This window comes from Amycolatopsis sp. NPDC089917 (assembly GCF_040684635.1).
Taxonomy (GTDB): Bacteria; Actinomycetota; Actinomycetes; order Mycobacteriales; family Pseudonocardiaceae; genus Amycolatopsis.
In genome coordinates this window covers 1-12,118 of record NZ_JBFBGL010000077.1, presented here as the reverse complement: position 1 = coordinate 12,118, position 12,118 = coordinate 1, and the positions used below count along the sequence as shown (strand labels likewise).

The window sequence follows — 12,118 nt, the reverse complement described above, 5'->3', positions numbered from 1 at the left end:
CTCTCTGGCATGACCAGCACCACCGTCGTCGTGGTCACCTGGCGCGGCGCCGCGCACGTCACCGCCTGCCTCGACGCCCTCGCCGCGCAGTCCCGGCCGCATCGCGCGCTGGTCGTCGACAACGCGTCCGACGACGGGACGGCCGCGCTCCTCGCCGCCCATCCGTCGAACCCCGAGGTGCTGCGGCTGCGGCGCAACACCGGGTACGCCGGCGCCATGGCCGCCGCATTGGACAAGGTGGACACCCCGCTGATGGCGTGGCTGAACGACGACGCCGCGCCGGCCGCGGACTGGCTGGCGACCTGCGAAGACACTCTCGAAAAGGCTCCGCTCGCCGGTGCCGTGAGCGCCCGGCTGACGCTGACCGACGGGACCGTCCAGTCCCTCGGCGTCCGCCTGACGGCCGACGGCCACGGCGCCGATCTGACCGAACACGCCGCCGAGGTCTTCGGCTTCTGCGGGGGCGCGGCCGTGCTGAACGTCGAGGCGCTCCGCTCCGTCGGCGGCGTCCCGGCTTCCTTCTTCTGCTACTACGAGGACACCGACACCGCGTGGCGGCTGCGGCTGGCGGGCTGGGACGTCGTCGGCGCCGAAGCCGACGTCACCCATCAGCATGGCGCGAGCACGCGGCCGGGCTCGGTCCAGTTCCACCTCTGGAACGAACGCAACCGCCTGCTGACCCTCCTGCGGTGCGCGCCGGGACAGGTGGCGATCCGCCAGCTGGTGAAGTTCGCCGCCCTCACGGCGGTACTCCCTCTACGAGGGAAACCGCAGGCGCCGAACTTCCGTCTGAGCCTGAGATGCCGGGTCCTGGGCGCCGTCGCCGCCCGCCTGCCGCGGACGCTGGTCGAGCGGCGGGCCATCGGGCGGCGGGCGGCGCTCGACCGAGGCGCGGTCTGGGAGGCGTGGGCCGGGCTTTAAGCTTGGGCCAATCGAGTGCAGGGAGTACGGCTTTGGCGCAGGGGGAAACGCAACCGGTCGTCTCGGTGATCGTGGTGAATTACCGGGGAGCGGCCGACACCGTCACCTGCCTGCGCGCCCTCGCTGAACACGATTACCCGAACCTCGAGGTCATCTGCGTCGACAACGCTTCCGGCGGTGAGGACGTGGCCGAGATCAGGGCCGCCGTCCCGGGCGTCAAGCTCGTCGAGTCCCCGGTGAACTCCGGCTTCGCGGGCGGCTGCAACCTCGGCGCCCGGCACGCCACTGGCACCGTCCTCGCCTTCCTCAACAACGACGCCCGCCCCGCGCCCGGCTGGGTGGGCACGGCCGTCGCCGAACTGCGCGCGCAGCCGACGGTCGCCGCCGTGGCCAGTAAGGTCCTCGACTGGGAAGGCACCGGCACCGACTTCGTCGACGCGGGCCTGACCTGGTTCGGCATGGGCTACAAACGCCACGCGGGCAGCCCGCTGGCCGACGTCCCCGCCGCCGAACACGAGATCGCCAAGGACGTCCTGTTCGCGACCGGTTCGGCGATGTTCGTCCGCGCCGGGGTGTTCGCCGAACTCGGCGGCTTCGACGAACGGTTCTTCATGTTCTACGAGGACGTCGACCTCGGCTGGCGGCTCAACCTGCGCGGCTGGCGCGTACGGTACGTGCCGGAGTCGCTGACCTACCACAAGCACCATGCCACGATGTCCACAGTGGACGCCCCGGACTCCGGTCGCGAGACGTTCCTGCTGGAGCGCAACGCTTTGGCCGCGCTGTACAAGAACCTCTCCGACGAGACGCTCTCGCGCGCGCTGCCCGCCGCCCTGGCGCTGGCCGTCCGCCGGGCGACCGCGCGCGGCGACCTCGACGCCACCCAGCTCGACCTCGCCCAAGGAGTCGGCCCGGCCGAGACCGGTCCGGTCGAGGTACCGAGGACCACACTGGCAGGCGTACTGGCGATCGACCAGTTCGTCGAGCTGCTGCCGTCGCTCGCCGAGTCGCGCGCCGCCGAGCAGGCCGCTCGTGTCCGCACCGACGCCGATCTGCTTCCTTTGCTGCGCAAGGCTTTGGAGCCCGCGTATCCACTGCCGCGCTATCTCGCCGCGCACGACATCCTGGTCGAGACGTTCGGCATCGACGCGCTCTTCGGGCAGCGCCGCAAGGTCCTGGTGATCACCGGCGACGCGATCACCGAACGGATGGCGGGCCCGGCGATCCGCGCGTGGAACATGTCCGCGACGCTGGCCACCGAGCACGACGTCCACCTGGTGACGGTCAACCCGCTCGCCGAGCCGCCGCCCGCGCCGTTCCGGGTCAGCGCGGCGACCCGGCGCGATCTGGAGACCCCGATCGCGTGGGCCGACATCATCGTCCTGCAGGGTCATGTGCTGGAGCTCGCGCCCTCGCTCAAGAAGCAGTACGCGCACAAGATCGTGGTCGCGGACCTCTACGACCCGATGCACCTGGAGCTGCTCGAACAGGGCAAGGGCGTTCCCGACGACAAGCGCGCGCTCGACCTCATCGGCGTCACCAAGGTCCTCGACGCGCAGCTGGAACGCGGGGACTTCTTCCTGTGCGCGTCGGAGCGGCAGCGTCACTTCTGGCTGGGCCACCTCGCCGCGATGGGCAGGCTCTCGCCGCGGCTGTACGACGCCGACCCGACCACCCAGTCATTGCTCTCGATCGTCCCGTTCGGGCTTTCCCCCAGCGCGCCGGTCCGCACCGGCCCCGGCCTCCGGTCCACTTTGGACGGAATCGGCGAGACCGATCACGTCGTGCTCTGGGCGGGCGGGGTCTACAGCTGGTTCGACCCGCTCACCCTGGTCCGCGCGATCGAGCAGCTGCGCCAACGCCGCGGTGACGTCCGATTGGTGTTCCTCGGGATGAAGCATCCGAACCCCGAGGTCACCGAGATGGACATCGGGGCGCGCACGATGCTGCTGTCGGACACGCTCGGCCTCACCGGCAAGCACGTGTTCTTCAACCAGCACTGGGTGCCCTACGAGGAGCGCCAGAACTGGCTGCTGGACGCGAACTGCGGCGTCACCACGCATTACGAGCACGTCGAGACGACGTTCGCGTTCCGCACCCGGGTGCTGGACTACCTGTGGGCCGGGCTGCCGATCGTCACCACCGACGGCGACTCGTTCGCCGACCTGGTCCGCGAGGAACGCCTGGGCGTCGTCGTCCCGGCCGAGGACGTGGACGCGCTGGCAGCCGCGCTGGAAAAGGCGCTGTACGACGAGGAGTTCGCCGCGGGCTGTGTCGAGCGGATGGCCGCCGTCGCCCGGCGTTACGCCTGGCCGGAGGCGCTGAAACCGCTGGTGGAGTTCTGCCGGAACCCGCGGCCCGCCGCGGACCGGCTGCCCGGTTCGGACGACCTCGTGGTCACCGCGCCGGTGCGGGGCAAGGAGATGCTGCGCCGCGACGTCGACCTGATCCGCGAGTACCTCGCCGACGGCGGCCCGAAGGAACTCGTGCGGCGCGTCGGTGGCCGAGTGGTCAAGGTCGCCAGGCAGAGGCTCGGCCGTGGCTGAACGTCCGTTGCGCGTCCTCCTCGACGGGACCCCGTTGCTCGGTGCCAGGACCGGTATCGGGCGGTACACCGTCGCGCTGTCCGAAGAGCTCGCCTCGATGTCCGAAGTGGACACTCGTGCGGTGGCGTTCACGCTGCGCGGCTGGCGACGGCTGCGGCACGTGCTCCCGCACGGCGTCCGGGCGCGCGGGATGCCCGTCGCGGCGCGGTTGCTGCGCAAGGCGTGGCTGCGGTCCCAGTTGCCGCCGGTGGAACTGTTCGCCGGGCCGACAGACGTCGTGCACGGCACCAACTTCGTGCTGCCAGGGCGGTTCCGCGCGGCCGGTGTGGTGACGATCCACGATCTGGCCTTTTTGGACGCTCCCGAGGAGCTCGCGCCGAGCGATCACGAGCTGCCGCGGCTGGTCCGGCGCGGCGCCCGGCTCGCCGACGCGATCTGCACCCCCACCAACGCCGTCGCCGACCAGGTCGCCGAACGGCTCGACGTGGACCGCGGCAAGATCATCGTCACCCCGCTCGGGGTGAACCCGGCGTGGTTCACCGCGCGACCGCCGGACCAGGAACGCCGCGAGGAACTCGGGCTTCCGGACAAGTACCTGCTCTTCGCCGGTGCCGCCGGCCCCCGCAAGGGCCTGGCATGGCTCCAGCGGGCCCACGAGGCCGCGCCGGATCTGCCGGAGCTGGTGTTCGTCGGTCCCGGATCGTTCGCGGTGGGCCCGCGTTCGCGGCACGTCGGCTACCTGTCCGACGTCAATCTCCGGCGGGTCGTCGCCGGGGCCAGCGCGCTGGTGCTGCCGTCGCGCGACGAAGGCTTCGGGCTCCCGGTGCTGGAAGCGCTGGCGTCGGACGTGCCCGTGGTGTGCACGGACATCCCGGCGCTGCGCGAGGTCGCGGGGAACTGCGCGAGCCTGGTGCCCTACGAGGACGTCGACGGGCTCGTGGAGGCGCTGCGGATGGCCGTCAGCGACCCGCACGCCGTCGCCACTTCGGCCGCGCGCCGCGCCCACGTCGCGAACTTCACCTGGCGCGCGTGCGCCGAACTCACCGTCGCCGCCTATCGCCAGGCCAGCACCAAACACTGACCCCTGCGGAGATCAGGAAGCGAAGTAGGCCTTGAGGGCGTCGGGCCAGTCCCGAAGTGGTGTGAGACCGGCTTCGCGCCACGAAGCGTTCGACAGCACGCCGTACGCCGGGCGCTTCGCCGGACGCGGGAACTCCGCCGTCGTACAAGGCTTCACCCGCGCCGGATCGGCGCCGAGTTCCGCGAAGATCGCCTGCGCGAACCCGTGCCACGTCGTCGATCCGCCGCCCGTGCAATGCAGCACTCGTCGCGACGGCCCGTCACCGGCGGCGACGCGACCGGCCAGCTCCAGCAGCCCGGCGGCGAGATCCCGGGACCAGGTCGGCGAACCGGTCTGATCGTCCACTACGGACAGTTCGTCGCGTTCCTTTTCCAGCCGCGCCATGGTCTTCACGAAGTTCGACCCGGTCTTGCCGTACACCCAGGACGTCCGCACGATCCAGGACCGCGCCCCCGACCCGAGGACCGCGTCCTCACCGGCCGCCTTCGTCCGGCCGTACGCGTTGAGCGGTCCCAGCAGATCCGTGACCTCGTACGGCGAAGTCGCGTCGCCGGCGAAGACGTAGTCCGTGGACACGTGGATGAGCGGCACCCCGCGCGACGAACAGGCCGCGGCGAGCACCCGGGGACCGTCGGCGTTCACCGCGAACGCCCGCTCCTCGTCGGTTTCCGCCGCGTCCACCGCGGTGTGGGCCGCCGCGTTGATCACCACCGGCGACGTCCCCGCCGCCCGCGCCCGGTCCGCCAGTTCGGTCACCGCGGCGACGACCCGGCCGGTGTCGCGCACGTCCAGCTCCGACGACGACGGCGTCATCGCGGAGTCCGGCGCCAGGGCGGCGATGTCCTGTCCCAGCTGGCCGGATCCGCCCGGTACGAGAATGATCGGCACGTTCAGGCCCCCGCGCGGTTCTTCAGCGGCTCCCACCACGACCGGTTCTCGCGATACCAGGCGACCGTGTCGGCGAGACCGTCCTCAAAGGACATACGCGGCGCGTAACCGAGTTCGGCCGAGATCTTGGCGATGTCCACCGAATACCGGCGGTCGTGGCCCTTGCGGTCCTCGACCGGCTCGACGCTCTCCCAATCGGAGTCGACTGCGGTCAGCAGCCGCCCGGTCAGCTCGCGGTTGGTCAGTTCCGTGCCACCGCCGATGTTGTAGACCTCGCCCGGCCTGCCGCCGTCTGCGACGAGCTGGATGCCGTGGCAGTGGTCGTCCACGTGCAGCCAGTCACGCACGTTCAGTCCGTCGCCGTACAGCGGGACCTTCTTGCCGTCGAGCAGGTTGGTGACGAAGAGCGGGATGACCTTCTCCGGGAACTGGTACGGACCGTAGTTGTTCGAGCACCTCGTGACACAGACGGGGAGTCCGTGGGTGCGGAAGAAGGAACGGGCCAACAGATCCGACGAGGCCTTCGACGCCGAATACGGCGAATTCGGCTCCAAGGCGTGGTCTTCGGACCAGGATCCTTCGTCGATCGAGCCGTAGACCTCGTCGGTCGACACGTGGACGAACTTCCCGACCTCGGCCTCGAGCGCGGCCTGCAGCAGGGTCTGCGTGCCGAGCACGTTGGTCAGCACGAAGTCGGCGGCGCCGGCGATCGAACGGTCCACATGGGACTCGGCGGCGAAGTGGACGACGAGATCGACGCCCCGCATCAGCTCGCTGACCAGGCCCGCGTCACAGATGTCGCCCTTTTCGAACCGGTAGCGCGGGCTCTTGCGCACCGGTTCCAGATTCGCTTCGTTGCCCGCGTAGGTCAGCTTGTCGAGCACGATCAGTTCGGCGTCGGCCAGGCTCGGATACGCCCCCGTCAGCACCTGCCGGACGTAATGCGAACCGATGAACCCGGCACCCCCGGTGACCAGAACCCGCATCCCGCGACCCTCCCTTTACGACTTCCCGGACCAGCCGAGTGTGTCACGACCGGGGCAACCTTTCACCAGCCTACGGACGTCTAACACGAGGGTCAGTAGAGTTGCCGGAGTGGCACGCGTGTGCCCTGGGGAGATTCGTGGAGGACCGCACGTGACCGAGTGGCCCGGGCCACCCATTCCGGCGCGCCGTGGCGGCGTCGCGATGTTCGCCCGTCGCGGGGTGAAGGTCGTGTTCAGCCTGGTCTCCCTCACGATCCTGACGCTGACCTGGTGGGGCTGGCAGTTCATCGGTGACCCGTCGCAGGGCTTCGCGACCACGAACATCTTCGAGGACAACGGCCATCCGCCGGCGAAACCGCTGGACGGCGCGATCGACATCCTGCTCGTCGGCCAGGACAGCCGCACCGACGCGCAGGGCAACCCGCTGCCGCGCGAGGTCCTCGACATGCTGCACGCGGGTGTCTCGGACGGCGAGCGCCAGACCGACACGATGATCCTGGTGCACATCCCCCAGAACGGTAAGAAGGCGATCGCGATCTCCTTCCCCCGCGACTCCTGGGTCGAGATCACCGGCGGTTTCGGCAAGCACAAGCTCAACAGCGCGTACGTGTACGCCTACAACGACACGTCGAAGACACTCCAGCAGCAAGGCAACTCCGATCTCAAGGACGTCGACGCCAAGGCCAAGGACGCCGGCCGCAAGAACCTGATCGCGACGCTGGAGAAGTTCATCGGCAAGCCGAAGATGATCGACCGGTACGCCGAGGTGAACCTGTCGAGCTTCTACGAGATCACCAAGGCGATCGGCGGCGTCGAGGTCTGCCTCAACAACGCGGTCAAGGAGAAGAAGTCCGGCGTCGACCTGCCCGCCGGTAAGTCGACCGTCGAAGGAGTCCAGGCGCTCGCGTTCGTCCGGCAGCGGTACGACCTGCAGAACGGCGACCTCGACCGGATCGCGCGGCAGCAGGCCTTCCTGTCCGGGCTCGCGAACAAGGTCCTCTCCTCGGACGTCCTGATCAACCCGGCGAAGATCTCGGACCTGATCAGCGCGGTGAAGAAGTCGGTCGTGCTGTCGGCAGGCTGGGACCTGCCCGAGTTCGCCGCGCAGATGCGCGGGCTGACCAGCGGCAACGTCGAGTTCCACACGATTCCGACCCAGGGTGACGCGACCATCGGCGGCGCCGCCGTGCTCCGGGTGGACCCGGCGCAGGTGCAGGCCGAGGTCGCCCGCCTGACCGCCGACGGGGAGACGGCGCCGACCTCGACCCCGGCCACGCTGCCGGGCGCGGAAGCGGTGACCGTCGAACTCTTCGACGGGTCCGGCTCCCCCACGATGGCCACCGAGACCCGGAACCTCTTGCAGGGCAAGGGTTTCAAACTCGCGGCGGAGACCAAGCTGAGCACCCGCAACTCGACGGTCATCCGGCACGCGCCGGGCGACGAGGCCGCGCTGGCCCTGATCAAACAGGTCTTCGGCACCGCGGTGCAGGCCGAGGCGGATCGCGACGTCGCCCCCGGCAAGGTGCGGGTCCTGCTCGGCAAGGACTTCAAGGGCGTTTCCGCGGAACAGGGCGGCGTGGCCACCACGACCTCGCAGAAACCGCCGCCCGCCTCGAAGCCGGCCCAGCCGCCCTCCAGCGCTCCGGCGGCCCCCACCACGAAGCCGATCGTCGCGGGCAATGTGCCCTGCGTCAATTAATTCCGGGTACTCAGCGTGGCCGACCTCACCGTGGCCTAGCCTTCTCCTACGATCTGACTGACAGGCAGCGCGAGGGAGGTGAACAGGATGGACAGCGAGGACAAAGGCGTCAGCGAACAATCCGAACAGTTGGACGCCGAAGACCCGAAGCCGGAAGAGGACGCCACTCCGGACACCGAGAGTGACGAAAAGCCGCGGTTCGTCCCGACGCCGTACCCGCGGAATCCGCTCCCCCAGCCGTCCGCTCCCCCGGAGGACGAAGACGAACCCGTCTCGGGCGTGCTCGACGTGCCCGCGCGCCGGCCACGTCGCTTCGGCCGGTACACCCGCCGGATCGCGCTCGGCCTCGTGTCCTTGCTCGCCCTCGGCACGACGGGCTACGCGTACGTCACCAAGGACCAGTTGCAGGACAACGTCCCCACGACGAACGCCCTGAGCAAGGCCGACGATCCCGCCGCGCCGCCCGCCGACGACGGCGCGAACGACATCCTGCTGGTCGGCAGCGACGCGCGGACCGACGCGCAGGGCAATCCGCTGCCGCTCAAGGTGCTCAAGGAGCTGCGCACCGAGGAGAAGCCGGGCGTCAACACCGACACCATCATCATCCTGCGCATCCCGAAGAACGGCGGGAAGCCCTCGGGCGTCTCGATCCCGCGCGACACCTGGACCGACATCCCCGGGCGCGGTCCGAACAAGATCAATTCGGCGTACGGCGTCGCGAAGGCCACCTACGCCAACGCGCACCGAGGCGAGCGTGACCAGGCGAAACTCGAACGCGATTCCGATCAGGAAGGCCGCAAGGCGCTGGTCCAGACGGTTCAGGACCTGACGAAGATCCGCATCGACCACTACGCCGAGGTCAACCTGCTCGGGTTCTATCTGCTGACCGAGGCGCTGGGCGGCGTGAAGGTCTGTCTGAACCACTCCACCGAGGACAAGGATTCCGGCGCGAACTTCCGGCGCGGCGAGCAGACCGTCTCCGGCGGCGAGGCGCTTTCCTTCGTGCGGCAGCGGAAGAACCTCCCGCGCGGCGACCTCGACCGTATCGTGCGCCAGCAGACGTTCCTGTCCTCGGCGCTGAACCAGGTGCTCTCGGCGGGCACGCTGACCAGCCCGTCGACGATGGCGGGCCTGATGGACGTCGTGCGCCGGTCGATAGTCCTCGACGAAGGTCTGGACCTGCTGGAGTTCGCGCAGCAGGCGAAGGGGATCGCGTCGGGCGACCTGACGTTCACGACCATCCCGGTGGTGAACATCAACGGCCGCAGCGCCGACGGCCAGAGCATCGTCGAGATCGATCCCGCCGCCGTGCGGAACTTCGTCACCGGCCTGGTCGGCCGGGGCGGTGGCGGCGGGGCTCCCGGCGCGGCTCCCCTGCTCGCCGCGTCGAGCGTTCCCTGCGTGAACTAGCGTTGGGGACGTGAGCCTCACCGAACTGCTGCTGCGGCCCGTGCTCGGGTCGCCCGCGAAACCGCTGATCACGCACTACGACGACAAGCAGGGCAGCCGGGTCGAACTGTCCGTGGCGACCACGGTGAACTGGGCCGCCAAGACGGCGAACTGGCTGGTCGACGAGTTCGACGTCGAACCGGGCGACGAGGTCGCCGTGGTGCTGCCGTCGCATTGGCAGACCGCCGGCGTCCTGCTGGGCGCGTGGTGGTGCGGCGCCAGGGTGGTGACGGAGACCGCGGGCGCGCGGGTGGCGTTCGTCGCGCCCGGCGGCGTTTCCGAAGCGGCCGCGACGGCCGTCGTCTCGCTGCACCCGATGGGTCTCGGGCTGCCCGCCGGTTCCGTACCCGACGGGGCGCTGGACTACCTGACCGAGGCCAGGCTTTCGGGTGACCAGTTCAGCCCGTTGTTCCCCGTTCCCGGCGACACTCCGGCACTCGGCGCGTCCACTGTGGACGAAGTGCTCGCCGAGACCCGTTCCCGCGCTTCCGGTTTGGGACTTTCCGCCGACGACCGCGTCTTGTCCACAGTGGAATGGTCCGGTGAGGAAGGGATCCTGTCGGGTTTCCTGACGCCGCTGGCGGCGGGTGCGCATCTGGTCCAGGTCACCGACGCGGATCCGGCCAAACTCGCTTCCCGGCGCGAAGCCGAGCGGACGACCGCGGATCTCCCCTCCTGAAGTGTCAGGAAAGGGTCGTTCCTGACGAAATTCGTCAGGAACGACCCTTTCCTGACATCCGAGGTCAGGCGTCCTGAAGCTGCTTCGCCTCACGCTTGCGCCCGAAGAGCACGTGGTCGAGCGACAGTTTGCCGGCGTTGAAGCCGATCGCGAGCCCGGCCACCGCCAGGACGAGGACGAGTTCGTAGCCGCCCTGCCCGGTCAGTCCGTTTTCGAGGTGCACCGAGAGCAGCGCGCCGACGGAGACCACGACGAAGCCGAGGCCCACCAGCGGCGTCAGGAAACCGACGATGAACAGGATCGATCCGACGATCTCCACCGCGATCGCGAAGATCGCCGCGAGCGTCGGCAGCGGGATTCCGGTCTGCTCGAAGAACTTCGCGGTGCCGTCGATCCCGTTTTCCCACTTCTGCAGGCCGTGTGCGAGGAAGACCACACCGACACCGATCCGGCCCAGCAGGAGGGCGACATCCTTGAAACGAGCGAACATCGGGTATCAGCTTTCTGGTCGGTGAATATTCAACTTACCGGGATCACGGTAGGACACCGGATGCCTCGGGCGGCACCTCCGGAGCGTGATCGACAGGTACCCGACAGGAACCGTCCCAGCCGGTGACATGTCCTCTGTGGAAGGTCACGGGCGTTATTTCCCCCGTACGGCGCCGTTTGTCGCGAGCGTCCGGCGGGCAAGATATCCAGGTGATGGATGAACGTCTGATCGGCCTCTGGTCGGACCGCATGCTGTACCCGAGCGATGTGGAATCCGCCGAGCTGGCGTTCCGCGGCGACGGCTCCGGCTGGCTCTACTGGTCGAGCTGGAGCACGGAGTTCACGGTGTCGCGCTACACGTGGGCGGCTTTCACCCCGGGCGCGCTGGCGCTGAAATTCCATCGCACCGTCAACGGCACCTGGTCCATCGACGACGGCGTCACGCGGCACGCCGTCGAATCCGAGGAACCGGAAGAATCCGTGATCGAGGTCGGCTACGAGATCACGCCCGGCGAAGACCCCTTCGGCACTCCGGTGACCCTGCTCTCCTTGGACCGTCCGCTGGACGACCACCTCGCGGGCTCGCGGTTCGCGTGGGTCGAACAGCCGGAGTCGCTCAGCGACCCGTCCGGCGATGCTCCGCGGCGAGGCCCGTCCAGCCCCCGCTGACGGCGAGCAGCGCGAGCACTCGCTCGGCCTGCTCGGCGAACCCGGCGAGATCGGAGTGCAGCAACGCGATCCGGTCCGCGTCGAGCGGGACTTCGTCGTCGGCCCACAGCTCGATCACCGTGCTGACCGTCCACACGAGGAACTGGATGATCCGGATGAACTCGTCCGACGGCTCGTCGACGGCGTCGCGGTAGCCCGTCTCGATCTCGTCGCAGGCCGCGACCAGCTCACGCAGCGGCTTGACGACATCGGCCGCCGTCCCGTCCCACGCGGCGGAGGGCCACGTGCGATCCCCGAGTTCGAGCCACAACCGCCAGCCGGCGATCAGCTCGGCCTCGTCGTGCGGCGTCCACGACACCGGAGCGAACCAGAACATCCTTCGAGAGTGACACCGGCGGCCCATGATCGCCGTACTTCCGTGAAGCATCTCACCGACGCCTGACCTCACACGCGCGATTGGTCACCCCCTCGCGCCGGGCCCCGCCACATCCGCGTGATCAGACAGCGAACACGCGTGATTGAGGACCGAACTCACGTGATCAGACGGCGAACATGCGTGATCAGACGGACGACACACGACGAGTCCGGCCACCGGCGTGTTTCGCGCCCAATCACATGGAGTTGCCCCCGGATGGCGGACACGGGGTTTTCACGCGGCTTGGTGATGGTAGCTGGTTCGGGTTTCGTGGGGTGTTCGGTGGCTGAGTGTCG

The 12,118-nt window shown here is 69.2% G+C and carries 11 protein-coding genes; 7 read left to right on the top strand and 4 right to left on the bottom strand.

Features of this window, described 5'->3' with window-relative positions; all coding sequences use genetic code 11:
• Window positions 1-9 precede the first annotated feature (9 nt).
• Genes AB0N89_RS35810 through AB0N89_RS35800 form a run of 3 tightly spaced genes read left to right on the top strand, consistent with a single transcriptional unit; the run spans window position 10 to window position 4,548 of the window.
• Entirely contained in the window at window positions 10-921 is a 912-nt protein-coding gene (locus AB0N89_RS35810) for a glycosyltransferase family 2 protein (protein WP_364214361.1), read from the top strand.
• 32 nt (window positions 922-953) lie between these two features.
• Entirely contained in the window at window positions 954-3,467 is a 2,514-nt protein-coding gene (locus tag AB0N89_RS35805; RefSeq protein ID WP_364214358.1) for a glycosyltransferase, read from the top strand.
• On the top strand, window positions 3,460-4,548 hold the full coding sequence (locus AB0N89_RS35800; RefSeq protein ID WP_364214355.1) for a glycosyltransferase family 1 protein: 1,089 nt from the start codon (window positions 3,460-3,462) through the stop codon (window positions 4,546-4,548). The genes AB0N89_RS35805 and AB0N89_RS35800 overlap by 8 nt, the downstream gene beginning before the upstream one ends.
• A gap of 12 nt (window positions 4,549-4,560) precedes the next feature.
• Here AB0N89_RS35800 and rfbD read toward each other — a convergent pair whose 3' ends face one another.
• Together rfbD and rfbB are read right to left on the bottom strand one after the other, a co-directional pair.
• A complete protein-coding gene (rfbD, locus tag AB0N89_RS35795) occupies window positions 4,561-5,442 on the bottom strand; it encodes a dTDP-4-dehydrorhamnose reductase (protein WP_364214433.1) in 882 nt (293 codons plus the stop codon).
• Entirely contained in the window at window positions 5,439-6,422 is a 984-nt protein-coding gene (gene rfbB / locus AB0N89_RS35790) for a dTDP-glucose 4,6-dehydratase (protein WP_364214352.1), read from the bottom strand. Before rfbB ends, rfbD begins: the two co-directional genes overlap by 4 nt.
• Window positions 6,423-6,573: 151 nt before the next feature.
• On the opposite strand from rfbB, the gene AB0N89_RS35785 reads away from it, so the two are divergent.
• From AB0N89_RS35785 to AB0N89_RS35775, 3 genes are all read left to right on the top strand, one after another.
• A complete protein-coding gene (locus AB0N89_RS35785; protein ID WP_364214348.1) occupies window positions 6,574-8,121 on the top strand; it encodes an LCP family protein in 1,548 nt (515 codons plus the stop codon).
• An 87-nt stretch (window positions 8,122-8,208) separates the two neighbouring features.
• On the top strand, window positions 8,209-9,531 hold the full coding sequence (locus tag AB0N89_RS35780; RefSeq protein ID WP_364214345.1) for an LCP family protein: 1,323 nt from the start codon (window positions 8,209-8,211) through the stop codon (window positions 9,529-9,531).
• Between the two features lie 10 nt (window positions 9,532-9,541).
• Window positions 9,542-10,249 (top strand): TIGR03089 family protein, encoded by a 708-nt coding sequence (locus AB0N89_RS35775; protein WP_364214342.1) that lies wholly within the window; start codon window positions 9,542-9,544, stop codon window positions 10,247-10,249.
• Window positions 10,250-10,313: 64 nt separating this feature from the next.
• Here the strand turns inward: AB0N89_RS35775 and AB0N89_RS35770 are convergent, their stop codons facing one another.
• On the bottom strand, window positions 10,314-10,739 hold the full coding sequence (locus AB0N89_RS35770; protein WP_364214339.1) for a DoxX family protein: 426 nt from the start codon (window positions 10,737-10,739) through the stop codon (window positions 10,314-10,316).
• A 212-nt stretch (window positions 10,740-10,951) separates the two neighbouring features.
• Between AB0N89_RS35770 and AB0N89_RS35765 the strand changes: the two genes are divergently transcribed.
• Window positions 10,952-11,407 (top strand): hypothetical protein, encoded by a 456-nt coding sequence (locus tag AB0N89_RS35765; RefSeq protein ID WP_364214430.1) that lies wholly within the window; start codon window positions 10,952-10,954, stop codon window positions 11,405-11,407.
• Here AB0N89_RS35765 and AB0N89_RS35760 read toward each other — a convergent pair.
• Window positions 11,355-11,783, bottom strand: coding sequence for a hypothetical protein (locus tag AB0N89_RS35760; RefSeq protein ID WP_364214336.1), 429 nt, complete (start codon window positions 11,781-11,783; stop codon window positions 11,355-11,357). The genes AB0N89_RS35765 and AB0N89_RS35760 overlap by 53 nt on opposite strands.
• Between the last annotated feature and the right edge of the window lie 335 nt (window positions 11,784-12,118).

Coding starts and splice junctions, on each gene's coding strand:
- AB0N89_RS35810 (WP_364214361.1), top strand. CDS start 10: ATGACCAGCACCACCGTCGTCGTGGTCACCTGGCGCGGCGCCGCGCAC.
- rfbB (WP_364214352.1), bottom strand. CDS start 6,422: ATGCGGGTTCTGGTCACCGGGGGTGCCGGGTTCATCGGTTCGCATTAC.
- AB0N89_RS35780 (WP_364214345.1), top strand. CDS start 8,209: ATGGACAGCGAGGACAAAGGCGTCAGCGAACAATCCGAACAGTTGGAC.
- AB0N89_RS35770 (WP_364214339.1), bottom strand. CDS start 10,739: ATGTTCGCTCGTTTCAAGGATGTCGCCCTCCTGCTGGGCCGGATCGGT.
- AB0N89_RS35765 (WP_364214430.1), top strand. CDS start 10,952: ATGGATGAACGTCTGATCGGCCTCTGGTCGGACCGCATGCTGTACCCG.
- AB0N89_RS35760 (WP_364214336.1), bottom strand. CDS start 11,783: ATGTTCTGGTTCGCTCCGGTGTCGTGGACGCCGCACGACGAGGCCGAG.